Raw genomic sequence first — 17,389 nt, 5'->3', positions numbered from 1 at the left:
GAACGGCATGAAAAGAATTATCAGTTTCATTCTGGTCGTGCTTGTCACCACAGGGGTTATGGTGGGTACAAGCCCGGAACTGCTCAAAAATATACGCTTGGGCCTTGATTTAAAAGGAGGCTATGAAATCCTGTATGAAGCAGAACCGCTCGATTCAGGGCAGCAGGTGAACAAAGCCTCCTTGGTGCAAACTGCCAAAAGCCTCGAAAGCCGTGCCAATGCACTCGGAACAAGTGAGCCGGAAGTAACCACGGAAGGAAGTAACCGCATCCGGTTGAAATTGGCAGGTGTTACGGATGAGGCGGAGGTTAGAGCCAAAATGAAAGAACCTGCGGTTCTGACTTTCCGTAGTAAAGCTCCGGGTGACAAAGACGGGGAGTTCAGTAAAATTGAGCTTCGCGGTAATGAGTTTGTCGAAAATGCGGCCAAGGTTGTCTTCACTCAATTAAATGAGCCGATGATTGACATTAAAGTAAAGGATAAAGCGAAATTCTCTGAAATCACCAAACGTTTGATCAATAAACCCCTTGCTATTTATCTGGATGATCAGCTGCTTTCAGCACCAGAAGTTAGGCAGCAATTGACCGACGGATCTGCTCAAATCTCAGGTTCTTACACGCGAGAAGAAGCAAATCAGCTCCGTGATACCATTAACCTGGGTGCACTGCCATTGAAACTTACGGAGAAATACTCCCAGAGCGTAGGAGCAACCCTCGGTAAATTGTCTCTGGATCAAACGATCAAAGCAGGCTTGATTGGCTCTGTTATCATCCTGATTTTCATGATTGGACTGTATCGCATACCGGGTATCATCGCGAGCTTTGCACTGATTACTCATACGTGGTTAGTGCTTGCGATTTTCTATTTGGGCGAATTCGTGCTCACCCTACCAGGTATTGCGGCTTTCATTCTAGGGATAGGTATGGCGGTGGATGCCAACATCATTACGTATGAACGGATTAAAGAAGAGATGCGCAGCGGCAAATCAATCTTGTCGTCCGTCAAGGCGGGAAGCAAACATTCATTCCGTACAATTATCGATTCTAATATTACGACGATTATTGCTGCGGCTGTAATGTTTTTCCTCGGTACCGGTGCGGTTAAAGGTTTTGCACTCGTACTGATTTTCGACATTGTGACCAGTATCATCACGAATATTTTCTTCTCCCGCTTCTTGTTGACCCTGCTTGTACGGGGGAACGTAGTCAAGAAGCCTAAGTACTTCGGAGTGAAGGAGAGTGAAATTCGTGCGCTTTAATTGGAATTATGATTATGTAAAAGGCAGTAAGATTGCCTATATTTTCTCGATTATTCTTACCGTTACGGGAATTGTCAGTATCCTCGCATTGGGATTGAACTACGCTGTTGATTTCCGTGCAGGTTCCAACGTTGATATTACGGTATCCAAAGCTATCAGCACAGAGCAAGTTAATCCGATCATCAAGGATATGGGTGTCAATGAAGGTGATGTACACATCACACCAGGCGCAGATCGGGTAAATGTTCGTTTCTCCAATGTATTGGACGAAAAACAGGAAAGCAAATTCAAACAAGAGTTCAGCAAGCTGGATGCAACTGCTTCCTACGATGTCAATACAGTAGATCCAGAGATGGCTAAGGAATTGGAGCGCAATGCGATTTATGCCGTTCTTATCGCAAGTATCGGGATTATGATCTATGTGGCCATTCGTTTTGAATGGCGCTTCGGTCTTGCAGCCGTTATTGCACTCTTCCATGATGCATTTGTTGTTATCAGTGTATTCTCCATTTTCCGTCTGGAAGTGGATCTGACCTTTATTACAGCGGTTCTGACGATCGTTGGTTTCTCGATTAACGATACCATCGTTATTTTTGACCGAATTCGGGAAAATCTGCGTTTTGCCAAAAAGACAAGCAAAGCCGATTTGCGTGAGGTCGTCAATCACAGTCTGGCTCAAACCATGACCCGTTCCTTAAATACAACGTTCACGGTATTTGCTGCTTCAATCTGTTTGTTTATTTTTGGGGGAGAGTCCATTCGCATGTTCTCACTTGCCATGGTAATCGGAACTTTGTTCGGTGCCTATTCTTCAATCTTCATCGCTGCTCCGCTCTGGCTTGTGCTCAAAGGCAAACAAATTAGCAAACCAAAAACAGCAGCTGCGAAAACAACTAATTAAACATCGGAATGTAAAGCCGCGTCTGCCAGGCGCGGTTTTGCAGCGTTAAGTACAGAATGAAGGGGGAATCAACATGACAAGAGCACCTGGCCCGTCTGCACATGCGGCTGCATGGAGCGGGATCGTCGGAAACATGGCACTTGCAGTCATCAAAACAGGAGTAGGATACATGGCAAACAGCAAATCTTTGCTTGCCGATGGCTTGTACTCTGCTTCTGAAGCTGCCTCTTCCTTGGTTGGTCTTTTTCCCTCAAGGTCTGTACATTCCAAAAGTAAAGTTCATAAGGAGCGTCTCAAGGAACATGCACGGGCTGCGAAACCCGGTATGACGGTGCTGTTAGCAGTGCTTATTCTGATGGGTGGCCTACAGCTGGCAATCTCGGCGTTAAGTAGTTTATCTAGTGGTGAACTCGCTGCACCAGGAAAGTCTGTACTTTTGGTCGCTGTTGCGGCACTGGCTGTAAAAGAAGCCATATTTCAGTTCCAGTACCGATACTTCCGTAAACGAAATCAGTCTCTAGCAATGTCGTATGCACTGCAGCATCGGCGTGCGCTGTATTGTTCGCTTACCGTTTTAATCGGCATCATTGGCGCCATGGCGGGTGAAGAAACGGGTCTAGGTCTGCTTCTCTATCTTGATCCCGCCGCTGCCCTCATCGCTTCTGGCTTTATCTTGTATAAAGGGTACAGAATGATTGTAGATACGGTGTATGGTTCCCTGATTCAAGAACTGGAGCAGGAGGATGCCGCTGATTACAAGGAAACCGTACAGCGGGTATACGGCATTATCACGATTGAACATCTCGTTGCTCGCGAACAGGAACATGATGTTACCATTGAACTGACTATTAGTGTGAATCCGAGAATCTCCATTCTGGAGGCGCAGGAAATCGCGAATCGGGCCAAGACCTTGTTATTAACACGTTTCAGTCATGTCAAAGAAGTTCAGATCCAGGCTGTACCTTATGATCCCGGATATCCTTATAAATCCAATCATGAACTGCCCGATCATGAAGCGACATTAATTCAGTAATGGCGCGCGCGGATCTTGCAGGTCAGGAAAGGAGCGTTATCATTGCTTTATTCGCAATATCAGTGGAATACACCACATATTAATCTGGAGGCGGCTGCGGGACTTTCGCAGGCGCTTTCCGTTTCCCCTCTCGTTGGACGTTTGCTTGCAAGCCGAGGTGTGCACAATGAAAAGGAGGCAGAACGATTTTTGCATCCTGACTTGAATCAGATGCATGATCCGTATCTGCTGCTGGGCATGAGTGAAGCGATTCCTCGAATTAAGCAGGCATTGGAACGGGAAGAACATATTTTAATTTATGGAGATTATGACGCAGATGGAGTATCCAGTACGTCACTTATGATACATCTGATGCGTCATTTGGGAGCTTCATATGATATCTATATCCCTCACCGCTCGAACGAGGGGTATGGTCTTCATAACCATGCCTTGGATTGGGCGCATCAGCAAGGAGTTACTTTGATTATTACCGTCGATACCGGAATTAGCGCTGTAGAACAGATTGCGTACGCTGCATCACTGGGCATCGAAGTCATTGTGACAGATCACCATGAACCTCCTGAAGTATTACCCGAGGCCTATGCATTAATTAATCCGAAACTGCCGGGCTGCCCGTATCCATTTAAGGGTTTGGCGGGAGCAGGTGTAGCTTTGAAAGTTGCACAGGCCCTGATCGGTGAAGTGCCGGGTGAATGGATGGAAATCGCCGCCATTGGGACAGTAGCGGATCTGATGCCGCTTGAAGGCGAGAACCGCGTAATTGTTAGTTATGGTATAGAATCCATGCGCGGTTCGAAACTGCCAGGGGTTAGTGCCTTGCTGGAGATTAGTGGTGTGGATCAAAGTCAAGTGACATCAATTAATATTGCCTTTGCCATGGCTCCACGGATTAATGCCAGCGGTCGGTTGGATCATGCCGGAAGAGCAGTATCACTGCTCACAACTGAAAACCTGGATGAGGCCCATACCCTTGCGGGACAGCTGGATCTGCTGAATCGGGAGCGACAGCAAGTCGTTGAGGGCATACTACAGGAAGCCACAATGCAGTTAGAACAGAAAATTGAGCAGCGTTCCGGTTCCGTGCCGGATGTGATCGTACTGGCTGGTGAAGGCTGGAATGTGGGCGTGGTTGGTATTGTCGCTTCCAAATTGCTGGATCGGTATTACAGACCCACACTGATTCTGGGTATCGACCCGGAAAGCGGCGTTTGTAAAGGCTCTGCACGTTCAATTGAAGGTCTGGATATCTATGAGGCACTTACAGCGAACAAACATTTCATGGATCATTATGGAGGACATCCTGCAGCAGCTGGAATGACTCTTCATCGTGATCAGTTGGAAGAACTTGAATCAGGTTTGAACGAATTTGCCGCAGCTGTGCTGACGGAGGAAGACTTTGTTCCGCAGCGGCAGGCTGATGATGAATGCAGCATCAGTGATGTTCCGCTCAAAGTAATTCAGGAAATTGACAGATTACAGCCATTCGGTATGAGTAATCCATCGCCGCGTTTTGTATTAAGAAACGTGACGATTAAGGAGATCAGGACGATGGGACGGGAAAAGCGCCACTTGAAGCTGGTCCTTGAACAAGATGGACAGCAGCTGGAGGCTGTTGCTTTTGGTAAGGGAGCACTGGCTGAATTTCTGACTGCAGGTTCGGTCATTGATGTCATGGGTGAACTGTCGATAAATGAATGGAACGGTATGAGAAAGCCGCAGATGATGCTTCAGGATATCCATGTTCCCGGGGCACAGGTATTCGATATGCGAGGACATGCTGATCCGGTAAACGCCATGAGACACTTCCTGAGCACGCTTGATGTGCATCTCCGTTACAAAGCAGGTTCAATCGGAGCGATTGTAAGAAATGAAGCAAATGTTTCTGAAGGAAATTCATTGTATGAACCGTGCCTTTGGGTATATGATAGAAAGGTCGGGTTATTTCCGTGTAATGCTGCAGCAGAGCAGTATGGACAGGAACAAGTCCGGACGTTATTTGTGTTTGATACGCCGGAAACCCCGGAACAACTTGATGCAATGCTGGCTTTATTCAGCGGAGCCGAGAATATCATCCTTCTGCACGGATCAGGCAGCCTTCGAGATCGACTTCAGATGCCCTCCAGAGAACTGTTCAAGCGTATTTATATGCTGGTGTTTAAATGGAAAGCGGAACCCGTGGACGAGCAAGAGATAACTCCTGTGCTCAGTCGTCAGTGTGGTTGTTCTGCGCGAATGATTACGATGATGCTTGATGTATTTGAAGAGTTATCCTTCATTTCGCGTGAGGACGGCAAAATTACCGTTATGGACAATCCTCCAAAACGTGATTTGACCTCAGCACGTCAGTATCAGGCGCTGGAACATATGGCCGAGACAGAACAGGTGATGCTGGATGCATCTACACCTCAGCTGACACAATGGATGATATCCCGGATGAAGGGCGTATCTTAGATGGAAGTTTGTGTATTTATTTTAGGAGGAGATTATTTTGGATTTTAAAGAGTATATTCGTGTTATTCCTGACTTTCCACAACCGGGAATCAGCTTCAAGGACATCACAACATTGCTGAAAGATGGAGAAATGTATCGCAATGCAATCAATGAACTGAAACAAATGGTTGCAGAGCTGAAAATTGATGTCATTGCCGGACCTGAAGCACGCGGTTTTGTGGTAGGTGCACCATTGGCATACGCTCTCGGTGTTGGTTTTGCTCCAATTCGCAAAAGTGGGAAATTACCTGGTGCGACCATTGAAGCGGGATACGATCTCGAATATGGCAAGGACACACTGGCAATGCATACAGATGCAATCGAAAAAGGGCAGAATGTCCTGATTGCAGACGATCTGCTCGCAACGGGCGGTACCATTGCAACTTCCATCAACTTGATTGAGCAGCTGGGCGGTAATGTCGTTGGTGCTGCTTTCCTGATTGAACTGACAGATCTGAACGGCCGTGCCAAACTGCCTGAGAACATGAATGTATTCACATTGATGAACTACTAGAAACAGAAATCGCTTTGTACTTTACAGTGCTGCTGTGAATAATGAATTACAGCTTCCCCAGTTTCCCGGGAAATAATATACAGCATGAATGATTGGCAAAAAAGCCTGTTTCTCCAACGCTATGTTGGGAGACAGGCTTTTTGAGTTGTCTTTTACAAAGGTAACTGTCGATGGTCGAGAGAAGCTTGTGCAAATAAAATGTCGCGCTTCTATAACTAGTCTGGATTTTTTTCTGTAATCGGTTGTTTTTGTGTTTCCTCATTCAACAAACCAAGCACATCAAACAGTTTGAACAGCAGGCTGAGAAGCATTCCGGCGATCGTAGCCAGTGCCATGCCTTTCAGATGTACACCATAGAACGAAATTTCCGTACCGCTCAGACCGATCACAAGTACAAGTGTAGTCAGGATCAAGTTCGTCGGTTTGGCAAAATCCACTTTTTGTTCTACGAGAATACGCAGACCAGATGCTGCAATAACGCCGAACAGAAGCAGGGAAACACCGCCCATAACGGGTACCGGAATGTTGGCAACAAGGGCCGAGAACGTGCCGGAGAAGGAGAGAAGAATGGCAATGACAGCAGCACCGCCAATTACATAGATCGAGTAAACCCGAGTCAATGCCATAACACCGATGTTTTCACCATAGGTTGTATTCGGTGTTGATCCGACGAAGCCGGACATTATTGTAGATACACCATTACCAAGCAGGGAGCGATGCAGACCAGGGTCTTTAGACAAATCCTTGCCCACAATACTGCTTGTCACGAGCAGATGTCCAATATGTTCAACAATCACGACGAGTGCGACGGGTAAAATCGTGAGAATCACCGACCAGTCAAATGAAGGTGTTGTGACGGTTGGAAGAGAGATGAAATCAGCGTTAGCAATTGCACTTGTTTTAACGAGCCCCATGGAGTAGCCAAGCCCGTAACCGACCACAATACCAATGAGGATATGAATGATTTTAGGGAAGCCGCGGAAAGTTACAGCCCCAAGCACAGTGACTCCTAGAGTGACCATGGATAAGATAATAGGTTTGGCTTGAGGAAACCAACCGGGGTTGTTTACGGGGTCTGAGTTAATTAATCCAGCCATTCCGGCAGCGACAGGAACAAGTTCCAGACCAATCAAAGCAACGATGGCACCCATAACTGCTGGGGGAAAAACAACGTTGATCCAACCTGTTCCGGCATATTTAATAATGAGCGCCACGAGGCAGAATACGATACCTGTTACGATGAATGCTGCGAGGGCCATGGAGTAACCATTTTCAGGGTGTGCTTTTAATACCGCCATGACTGGAGCAATAAAAGCGAAGCTTGATCCGAGATATGCAGGGATTTTCCCTTTACACATCAGGATGTACAGCAGGGTACCAATTCCGTTCATTAAGAGAATCATGCTTGGATCGACCTTGAAGAGGTTAGGTACCAATACGGTACTTCCAAACATAGCGAACAAATGCTGCAGACTCAATAATACGCCGGGGCCCAAAGGCATCTTTTGATCAACCTGAATTTCACGTTGCAAAGCATCTCATCTCCTTTTTCCGATACACAAACTTTCAATAGATTACAGAGTTTCTTTCAAATAAGCAATAACAATTTTCAGGTTTGGGGTGCAAATCACTTATTTTCTCAAAATTCCCTTCTATTTCAGCAAATATCGGCAATAATGCATAATAACTGAATGAATTCAAATATTGGATAAACGGTCTTATTCGTCAGCAGTTGACGGGAAACGGGTGAGGCGTCATAATTATAGGAAATTACTTTTACGGGGAACCTGTGTTGATATATTGTCACGGGTTCCATTTTGTATAGAAAGGACACGGAACAGATCAGAATGGGCATAGAGCAATTACTCGAGAAGGCCGGGGCATATATCAAAGAACCCGATTTGGTGCGCATACGAGAGGCTTATGAATTTGCTGATCAGGCCCACCATGGACAGACGCGAAAATCGGGAGAACCGTATATTCTGCATCCGCTTGCGGTTGCCGACATTGTTGTGAATATGCAGATGGACACCATCTCCATTATAGCAGCACTTCTTCATGATGTAGTCGAGGACACTACGGTGTCGCTTGATGAGATCCGAACTCATTTCGGCAATACGTGTGCCATGCTTGTTGACGGCTTGACGAAGCTGGAACGTATCCAGTTTCGCTCTAAGGAAGAACAGCAGAACGAGAACTACCGCAAAATGTTCATCGCCATGGCGCAGGACATCCGTGTCATCGTGATCAAATTGGCTGACCGTCTGCATAACATGCGGACCCTCAAGTTTCAGTCAGAAGAAAGCCAGCGCCGGATCTCGTACGAGACGCTGGAGATTTTTTGTCCGATTGCAAACCGTTTGGGAATATCAGCAATCAAATGGGAAATGGAGGACATCGCCCTCCGTTATTTAAATCCGCAGCAGTACTACCGTATTGCAAATCTGATGCACAAGAAACGTGCAGAACGCGAGCAGTACATCGATACTGTAATGGACGGCATTACAAGTAAGCTCGAAGAGATGGGCATTCAAGCAGACTTGTCCGGCCGCCCGAAACATATCTATAGTGTGTTCAAAAAAATGACGACCAAGAACAAGCAGTTTAACGAGATTTATGACCTGCTTGCAATTCGTATTATTGTGGATAATATCAAGGATTGTTATGCTACACTCGGCATTATCCATACGTTATGGAAGCCCATGCCTGGACGGTTCAAGGACTATATCGCAATGCCAAAAGCGAATATGTATCAGTCCCTGCATACAACCGTGGTCGGTCCTAACGGTGAGCCGACAGAAGTCCAGATTCGTACATGGGATATGCATCGTACGGCTGAGTTCGGTATTGCTGCACACTGGGCTTATAAAGAAGGAGCTGCGGCTGGACCTCAGTTTGAAGATAAAATCACCTTTTTTCGGGAGATTCTTGAGCTTCAAAATGAAGCACAGGATGCTTCCGAATTTGTGGAATCGCTCAAAATGGATTTCTTCTCCGATCTGGTGTTTGTCTTTACACCAAAAGGTGAAGTCATTGAACTGCCCAGCGGCTCGGTGCCGCTAGACTTTGCCTATCGTATTCATACAGAAGTGGGTAACCGGACTATCGGTGCCAAAGTCAACGGACGAATTGTTCCACTCGATTATCATCTCAAGACGGGCGATATCATCGAAATTTTGACTTCCAAGCATTCTTATGGGCCCAGCCAAGACTGGCTAAAGATCGCGAAATCTTCTCATGCAAGAGCGAAGATTAAACAATGGTTCAAGAAAGAACGCCGTGAAGAGAACGTGGAAAAGGGCCGGGAAAGCTGTGAGCGTGAACTGAAACGTATGGGACTTGATCCTTCTGCGTGGATGACTGACGACAAGCTGATGGAAGCGGCGAAAAAATTCGCGTTTAACGATATCGATGATATGCTGGCGGCGGTTGGTTTTGGCGGAATTACAGCCGCTCAGATCATCACCAAAGCAACGGAGAAGCTCCGCAAGGAGCAGGAAGAATCCAACCAGCTGGAACTAAATTCCGAGATGCGAGAGCTGAAACCTGCGCCTGAACGCAGAAACAGACCAACCAACGGCATCCGTGTCAAGGGAATCGACAATCTGTTGGTTCGGTTTGCACGATGCTGCAACCCTGTGCCTGGGGATGACATTATCGGTTATGTTACACGCGGTCGCGGCGTTTCTGTGCATCGCAGTGACTGTCCAAATATCCCTTCAAGTGCGGATGGAGAAGAGGCAGCGCGGGTCATTGAAGTCGAGTGGGAAGAGAATATCGAATCCAGCTACAGTGTCGATATCGAGATTACAGGACATGATCGCAATGGACTGCTCAATGAAGTGCTTCAAGCTGTTTCGGAAAGTAAAACCAATATATCTGCGGTCACCGGACGGACCGACAAAAATAAATTAGCATTGGTGCACGTCACCATTCTGATTCGCAATACAGACCATCTGCATTCCGTCGTGGAACGAATCAAACGAGTGAAGGACGTTTATTCTGTGCACCGAATTATGCAGTAAGGAGCCCCTGTAGGATGAGAGTGCTGGTACAACGCTGTAAAGAGGCTCAGGTAACCGTGGGAGATGAATTGACAGGCAGCATCGAATCTGGGCTGATGCTGCTTGTGGGGATTACCCATGAGGATACCGAAAAAGATGCAGTATATCTTGCTGATAAAATTAGCGGGCTGCGTATATTTGAGGATGAGCAGGAGAAGATGAATCTCAGCCTGCTCGATGTGGGTGGAGCTGTTCTTTCGGTTTCACAATTCACCTTGTATGGCGATTGTCGTAAAGGCAAACGGCCCAGCTTTGCTGCGGCAGCCCGTCCAGACACCGCTGAGCGGTTGTATGAGACGTTTAATCAGCTGCTTCGAGATAAGGGGATTCAGGTGGAAACAGGACGTTTTGGAGCCATGATGGACGTTTCATTTACGAATTGGGGTCCTGTAACCCTGATGCTGGAAAGTCCGCTGCGGGATTGAACCTGCGCATAATTATTTTGTAAAAAGGCCATAATGGGAATGATTAAACGTTATTGCAGCGTTGTATCCTCTGATAACCAAAGGAGTCCTTATCTATGCGCCAATCTGCAAAATTAACCAAGGCACGGATCGAACCGCTGCTGATACCCGGCAGTATGAGCGAGTCGCTTCATCTTGCCCGTTCTGCGGCATCGTGTGTTTCGACGTTATGGATGCTGCAAACTTCAGATAAAGACAGGCAGGATTATCATCCGCGTCCATAGAGCACGACGGCAATATGGATAAAGACGCCACAAAATGTATGCAATTCAAGCGTACTTGCTCCAGAGCAGCGTTATAAAGTACAAGTTCAGAATTCAAACGAAAGCCTCGATTGTTAAACAATCTGAGGTTTTTTTGCTGTTCACTGCCTCGGATAATTGGTCTACCTGACACATGATTGCAAAATCAATTGAACCTCGATTGTTATAAATCAGGCTGCCCGGGGTAATAACAAAGCGAGGCACCAATGACGTGCCATAGAGCAGCAGTGCTGAGATTCAAACCAAATTTTCGATTACGGAAAGGAGAACATACATTATGAGTAAAGTTGCTTTTTTACTTGCAAATGACTTTGAGGATTCCGAAATGCAGGTACCGTATGAAGAGGTGAAGAAGGCTGGACACGAGGTGCAAATTATTGGCTTGAAAGCCGGTGAAACGCTTCAGGGTAAGGGAGGCAAAGTCTCTTACACAACGGACAAAGCCATCTCGGAAGTGCAGGCTTCTGACTATGATGCCGTTGTGATTCCAGGCGGATCATCCCCCGAAAATTTGCGGACTGACGCAAACATTCTGAAATTCGTGACAGAAATTAACGATGCCAAGAAACCGATCGCTACGATCTGCCATGGGCCGCAAATTTTGGCCAGCGCCGATCTATTGAAAGGACGCACCATCACATCTTACCCGCCGCTGAAGGATGACATGGTTAATGCTGGGGCGGAGTTCAAGGATCATGAAGCTGTGGTGGATGGCAATTACATTACATCTCGCACACCGGAAGATGAGCCGGCATTTGTCCGCGAACTGCTGAAAGTCATTTAAGGATACAGAGGTTAAAATCAAGGGTACGATGGCATTCTATTCATATATAACAACGTATCTAACATTGGTTACATCGTGCCGCCTCATAAGGTGTCACGCTGCATTTCATTCCATAAAGGAGGGTTTGACATGGCAAAGCATATTCAGGCGTATTTTCGAACGGAAGACGAGGCAGAGGGTGCAAGAACTTCACTACAGGCGTTTCGTACCGAACAGTTGGAAGTAGGTCAGCTGGATGCTGCAATTGGCAGGGATACAAAAGTTATGGTACCGCTGGTCCCTTATAATACAGCAGGCGGTGTAGGTACGAACGGTGCGATGGGTGTAGGTGCAGCTCCCGGGGTTCCAGCAAGTGAAAATGTCATTCCGGTTGTCACCGACGTAGAGCGTAATGCTGAACGTGATCCACGGAACAGGGTGAATGAGGATGGAGACATGCTGGATGCAGCAGATGTGACTTCGGCCGATTATGATGACCTGCATTATGTTCTGTCTGCCAAAGTTAGCGATGAGGACTATGATGCCATTGTTCATAAACTCCGCTCCAACCATGCTTACGTGGAAGAATTGGATTAACATATAGATACGAGTATGCCCTTACACAGCCTGATATCATTATCAGACGGTGTAAGGGCTTTTCGATATATCATTTTTCAATGGTTAATGCCAAATAAACTGACGAAGAACCGAATACAATGTAAAAATATAAATTTTTAAAGCGCTATCATTTTTGTAATATTACTGTAATATTAGTAACACAAGCCTTTAACATACTGCGTTTATAATAACACACATGACCCCCTTTTTTTATATATCCTTTGAACCTGCACACCGTGTGCAGGTTATTTTTTTTCTATCTTTGCATGTTAGCCCTTGACTTTAGTACTGCGGTTCATTACAATCAGAAAATAATACGTTGACTATAGTCAACTAAAGTCGTTTTTTGAATAATATGACTGATTTGATGACGGGACCAAGTACTCCGTACCCACGTGACTAGAGAGGAATCCCTTAGGCTGCAAGGATCCCCATGATGAGCGGATGAATGACTTCCCCGAGAACAGACGGCGAACAAGGCAGAGAGAATCTGCGGATAATAGTAGCCGGCCTGCGCATGACGTGCGTTACACGTAGAGCGGAAGAGCTGTCGACATGGGTGCATTCTTGAATCATCCTGAACGAGCAGACCAACCTGAACGGCTATAGGATCAGGCTTCCGGAATGTGGGTGGTACCACGGGTGAATGTCTATACAATCTCTCGTCCCTTTGTTTGCTGTATATGAGCAAACAGGGCGAGGGATTTTTTTGTTTTTCAAGTTGAGATATCAGATTACACGAAGAACGGAGAGGACAGAAAGAACCTGGAAAAGCGAAGTGCTCGCCTTTATCACCGAATTTTATACATTTATAAATGTAGATCAGAAAAATTCGGGGATAACAGCGATTGAAAGGTTTTCTGTCCGCGTAGTGGGACTCGTGGAATATCTTAACGTTTACAAAGAAAATCAATGCTGGAGGGATACAGATGGCTTTTCAGAAACCAACAGGAACGCAGGATTTGCTGCCTGGAGTAGTCGAAAAGTGGCAGTATGTAGAAGAAAAAGCACGTGATCTGTGCCGTCGCTTTAATTATCGCGAGATTCGTACGCCGATCTTCGAGCAGACATCCTTGTTTGTACGCGGAGTAGGAGAAACCACGGATATCGTTGAGAAAGAAATGTACACCTTTGATGACAAAGGCAACCGCAGCATGACACTTCGTCCAGAAGGCACAGCGGGTGTGGTTCGGGCTTACGTGGAGAATAAACTGTATGGCGAACCCGATGTGAGCAAGCTTTATTACATCGGACCGATGTTCCGGTATGAACGTCCGCAGGCGGGGCGGCAGCGTCAGTTCCACCAGTTCGGTGTTGAAGCTCTGGGTGCGGTTGATCCGGCGATCGATGCAGAAGTTATTGCACTTGGTTACCAGTTATGTGTAGAGCTTGGCCTGAAAGACGTTAAAGTGGAAATCAACTCGGTTGGTAATGCGAAGAGCCGGGCGGAATACCGCGAGACACTGCTTGGGTTCCTCAGACCCATGAAGGACACGCTTTGTAAGGATTGCCAATCCCGGATGGAGCGTAATCCGCTCCGTGTACTGGATTGTAAAGTGGATCAGGACAAATTCGTGGGTGCTCCGTCCATACTGGACAGCCTAGACGAGGAGTCATTGAGCCATTTTGCCAAGCTTCAGAGCTATCTGGACGATTTCGGTGTCGATTACGCGGTGAATAATCGCCTGGTGCGGGGGCTGGATTATTACACCCTGACTGCATTTGAGTTGAAGGCCCAGGGCATTGGCGCTATCGATACCGTTGGCGGCGGCGGCAGATACAACGGTCTTGTCGGCGATATTGGCGGACCGGATCAGCCGGGGATCGGCTTTGGAATCGGTCTGGAGCGTATTCAGCTGATTCTCGAGCACCAGAATATTGAAGTAACAACACTGGCTCCGCTGGATGTGTATTTTGTCGCTCTGGGTGAAGCTGCGGATCGGGAAGTGAATCGCCTGCTCTTCAAACTTCGTCAATCCGGGTTATCCGGTGAACGCGATTATCTGGGCCGGAAGATGAAAGCACAGATGAAATCGGCAGACCGCTTTAAAGCCCGTTACACAGCAATCCTTGGGGATGATGAACTGGAACGCGGCGAGATTGCACTGAAGGCAATGGATACAGGTGAACAGCAAACCGTGAAGCTGGATGATCTCGTGACAGCGGTACGCGGGAACAACGAAATGTATAAATAACCGGGATCGTGTTAGAAAGGGCATCAGCCTGACTGCACAGAACGGAAATTCACATATTGAGGAGATTAATTATGAAAAGAAGTCATCATTGCGGCGCATTAACAAACGCACATATCGGTGAAACAGTAACATTGAACGGCTGGGTACAGACTCGCCGTGACTTGGGAGGCGTACTTTTTATCGATCTGCGGGATCGCAGCGGTATTGTACAAGTTGTTTTTAACCCGGCTTACTCCGGTGAAGCTTTGCAGATCGCAGATCGTGTACGCAGTGAGTATGTCATCGCGGTAACGGGCAAAGTAGTTAAACGTGATGCAGAGACTGTAAATAAAAACCTGCCAACAGGCGAGATCGAAGTTCAAATTACGGAAATCGAAGTGCTGAATGCAGCGAAAACACCTCCGTTCTTTATCGAAGACGGTGTTGAGGTGGACGAGTCCCTTCGTTTGAAATATCGTTATCTGGACCTGCGTCGTCCGGAGATGTTCGAAACATTGAAACTGCGTTCCAAAGCGTCTAAAGTATTCCGTGACTTCCTGGACGGAGAAGAATTTGTTGAGGTGGAAACACCAATCCTGACCAAGAGTTCCCCGGAAGGTGCACGTGACTATCTCGTACCAAGCCGTGTGCATGAAGGTGAATTCTTCGCCCTGCCGCAATCCCCGCAAATTTATAAACAATTGCTGATGGTTGGCGGACTTGAGCGTTACTACCAAATCGCACGTTGTTTCCGTGACGAGGACTTGCGTGCAGACCGTCAACCGGAGTTCACTCAAGTCGACATCGAGACATCCTTTTTGCAACAAGATGACCTGTTGCCGATGATGGAACAGTTGATGGCAAAATTGCTGCGTGAAACAAAAGGTATTGAGCTGGAATTGCCATTCCAACGGATTACGTATGCTGATGCAATGGGCAAATACGGTTCCGACAAACCGGATCTGCGTTTTGGCATGGAACTGGTGGAAATGAACGATATCGTTGCAAACAGCGGCGTGAAGGTATTTGCTTCCGTCATCGAAAAAGGCGGCGAAGTGAAAGTACTGAACGCCAAAGGCTGTGGTACGTGGAGCCGTAAAGAGATCGACGACCTCGGACCATTCGCTGCCCGTTACGGCGCTAAAGGTCTGGCGTGGATTCAAGTAAAAGACGGCGAGTTCAAAGGGCCAATCGTGAAGTTCTTCACGCCGGAAGAGATTGAAGCTGTTAAAGAACGTACAGGCGCTGAAGAAGGCGACCTGCTGCTCTTCTCCGCTGACAATAAAAAAGTGGTTGCTGACGTTCTCGGTGCTCTGCGTCTGAAAATCGGACGTCAACTGGGCCTGATCGATGACAGCAAGTTCAAGTTCGCTTGGGTTGTGGACTTCCCGCTGCTCGGCTATGATGAAGAAGCGAAACGTTATGTGGCAGAACACCATCCGTTCACACGTCCCAAAGATGAAGATGTACATCTGTTCGACACGGACCCGGGTGCAATCCGTGCTCAGGCCTATGACCTTGTGCTGAATGGTTATGAAGTCGGTGGCGGTTCGATGCGTATCTACAAACGGGATGTACAGGAAAAAATGTTTGCTGCACTTGGACTTACACCAGAAGTGGCTAACGATAAATTCGGTTATCTGCTCGAAGCATTCGAATATGGTACACCACCACATGGCGGTATCGCCTTTGGTCTGGACCGTCTCGTGATGCTGCTGGCAGGACGCACGAATCTGCGTGAAACGATTGCCTTCCCGAAAACGGCAAGTGCAACTGATCTCTTGATGAATGCACCTTCCGAAGTGGATGGATCACAGCTTGAACAGCTTCATATCCGTGTAGCCCGTAAACCGGTCGCGGAAAAGAAATAAAGGAGGCATCGATTCTCAATGCTCCATCAATTTTCAAGAACAGAGCTAGCGATCGGACCTGAAGGTCTGAATACGCTCAAAAATAGCACGGTAGCCGTACTCGGTATCGGCGGTGTTGGCGGGATTGCTGTAGAAGCGCTTGCCCGCAGCGGTGTTGGCCGCATCATCCTGATTGACAAAGATGTAGTTGATATCACGAACATTAACCGGCAGATTCATGCACTTACCACCACGGTAGGTCAGAAAAAGGCCGACTTGATGGTAGAGCGTGTGAAATTGATTAATCCGGAATGTGATGCCATCGCGCTCAACATGTTTTATACCGAAGAAACGTATGAGGAATTGTTTAAGTACGATCTGGATTACGTGCTGGATGCATCCGATACGATTATCTACAAAATACATCTCATTAAAGAGTGCCTGAAACGCAAAATTCCGATCATCTCAAGCATGGGCGCTGCCAACAAAATGGACCCGACGAAGTTCCAGGTTGCGGATATTTCAAAAACCTCCATGGACCCAATTGCTCGTGTGGTTCGCACCAAGCTGCGTAAAGATGGCATTAAAAAAGGGGTGAAAGTGGTATTCTCCACGGAGGAGCCGCTTAAGCCGCGTGCAGACGTGACGCAGAAAATCGTTCCTGAGAATGCGCCCGAGATTCGTAAAGCGAAACAGCCGCCAGCTAGCAATGCCTTTGTTCCCCCAGTAGCCGGATTAATTATGGTCAGCGTAGCTGTGAAAGACCTGCTTGAAAAAGCAGAGAAAACACAGGCATAAGGGGAACAAAACCAACAACATGGTATAAGCTCTACGCATGAAAGCGCGGGTGCATATGTGCACCTGCGCTTTTTGCTGTATAATATTGCGTATATGCTGTGATAACCGAACTGAAGTGCTGTGGATATATCATCACTATGTCATGTACTTCACTTTAAAAACGGTGTAAGATATGGGGTGGTGCGTGAATCGCAGTCAG

General features: G+C 47.0%; 14 protein-coding genes. 13 read left to right on the top strand and 1 reads right to left on the bottom strand.

Annotated elements, in window-relative coordinates; translation table 11 throughout:
• Positions 1 to 7 precede the first annotated feature (7 nt).
• From secD to MKY97_RS22520, 5 genes are all read left to right on the top strand, one after another.
• The gene (gene secD, locus MKY97_RS22540; RefSeq protein WP_342552494.1) at positions 8 to 1,258 is read left to right on the top strand and encodes a protein translocase subunit SecD; all 1,251 of its coding nucleotides are present in this window, start codon (positions 8 to 10) and stop codon (positions 1,256 to 1,258) included.
• Positions 1,248 to 2,159 (top strand): protein translocase subunit SecF, encoded by a 912-nt coding sequence (gene secF, locus MKY97_RS22535; protein ID WP_342552493.1) that lies wholly within the window; start codon positions 1,248 to 1,250, stop codon positions 2,157 to 2,159. The genes secD and secF overlap by 11 nt, the downstream gene beginning before the upstream one ends.
• A 73-nt stretch (positions 2,160 to 2,232) precedes the next feature.
• Positions 2,233 to 3,192, top strand: coding sequence for a cation diffusion facilitator family transporter (locus MKY97_RS22530; protein WP_342552492.1), 960 nt, complete (start codon positions 2,233 to 2,235; stop codon positions 3,190 to 3,192).
• Between the two features lie 42 nt (positions 3,193 to 3,234).
• On the top strand, positions 3,235 to 5,643 hold the full coding sequence (recJ, locus tag MKY97_RS22525; protein WP_342552491.1) for a single-stranded-DNA-specific exonuclease RecJ: 2,409 nt from the start codon (positions 3,235 to 3,237) through the stop codon (positions 5,641 to 5,643).
• Positions 5,644 to 5,680: 37 nt separating this feature from the next.
• Positions 5,681 to 6,196 carry an adenine phosphoribosyltransferase gene (locus tag MKY97_RS22520; RefSeq protein WP_342552490.1) on the top strand — a complete coding sequence of 172 codons (516 nt, stop codon included), beginning with the start codon at positions 5,681 to 5,683 and terminating at the stop codon, positions 6,194 to 6,196.
• A gap of 215 nt (positions 6,197 to 6,411) precedes the next feature.
• Here MKY97_RS22520 and uraA read toward each other — a convergent pair whose 3' ends face one another.
• On the bottom strand, positions 6,412 to 7,728 hold the full coding sequence (uraA, locus tag MKY97_RS22515; RefSeq protein WP_342552489.1) for a uracil permease: 1,317 nt from the start codon (positions 7,726 to 7,728) through the stop codon (positions 6,412 to 6,414).
• A 315-nt stretch (positions 7,729 to 8,043) separates the two neighbouring features.
• Between uraA and MKY97_RS22510 the strand changes: the two genes are divergently transcribed.
• From MKY97_RS22510 to MKY97_RS22475, 8 genes are all read left to right on the top strand, one after another.
• A complete protein-coding gene (locus tag MKY97_RS22510; protein ID WP_342552488.1) occupies positions 8,044 to 10,221 on the top strand; it encodes a bifunctional (p)ppGpp synthetase/guanosine-3',5'-bis(diphosphate) 3'-pyrophosphohydrolase in 2,178 nt (725 codons plus the stop codon).
• Positions 10,222 to 10,235: 14 nt separating this feature from the next.
• Positions 10,236 to 10,685 carry a D-aminoacyl-tRNA deacylase gene (dtd, locus tag MKY97_RS22505; RefSeq protein WP_342552487.1) on the top strand — a complete coding sequence of 150 codons (450 nt, stop codon included), beginning with the start codon at positions 10,236 to 10,238 and terminating at the stop codon, positions 10,683 to 10,685.
• 95 nt (positions 10,686 to 10,780) lie between these two features.
• On the top strand, positions 10,781 to 10,948 hold the full coding sequence (locus tag MKY97_RS22500; RefSeq protein ID WP_342552486.1) for a hypothetical protein: 168 nt from the start codon (positions 10,781 to 10,783) through the stop codon (positions 10,946 to 10,948).
• A gap of 316 nt (positions 10,949 to 11,264) precedes the next feature.
• Positions 11,265 to 11,771 (top strand): type 1 glutamine amidotransferase domain-containing protein, encoded by a 507-nt coding sequence (locus MKY97_RS22495; RefSeq protein ID WP_342552485.1) that lies wholly within the window; start codon positions 11,265 to 11,267, stop codon positions 11,769 to 11,771.
• 129 nt (positions 11,772 to 11,900) lie between these two features.
• Positions 11,901 to 12,347: a hypothetical protein gene (locus MKY97_RS22490; RefSeq protein ID WP_342552484.1), complete on the top strand. Its 447-nt coding sequence runs from the start codon at positions 11,901 to 11,903 to the stop codon at positions 12,345 to 12,347.
• A gap of 950 nt (positions 12,348 to 13,297) precedes the next feature.
• Positions 13,298 to 14,563, top strand: a complete 1,266-nt coding sequence (gene hisS, locus MKY97_RS22485; protein WP_342552483.1) for a histidine--tRNA ligase — start codon at positions 13,298 to 13,300, stop codon at positions 14,561 to 14,563.
• Between the two features lie 71 nt (positions 14,564 to 14,634).
• On the top strand, positions 14,635 to 16,413 hold the full coding sequence (aspS, locus tag MKY97_RS22480) for an aspartate--tRNA ligase (protein ID WP_342552482.1): 1,779 nt from the start codon (positions 14,635 to 14,637) through the stop codon (positions 16,411 to 16,413).
• 18 nt (positions 16,414 to 16,431) lie between these two features.
• On the top strand, positions 16,432 to 17,190 hold the full coding sequence (locus tag MKY97_RS22475) for a tRNA threonylcarbamoyladenosine dehydratase (RefSeq protein ID WP_342552481.1): 759 nt from the start codon (positions 16,432 to 16,434) through the stop codon (positions 17,188 to 17,190).
• Positions 17,191 to 17,389: the final 199 nt, after the last annotated feature.

Source organism: Paenibacillus sp. FSL R7-0652 (assembly GCF_038595045.1).
GTDB lineage: Bacteria > Bacillota > Bacilli > Paenibacillales > Paenibacillaceae > Paenibacillus.
This window is presented reverse-complemented; position numbering and strand designations above follow the sequence as displayed.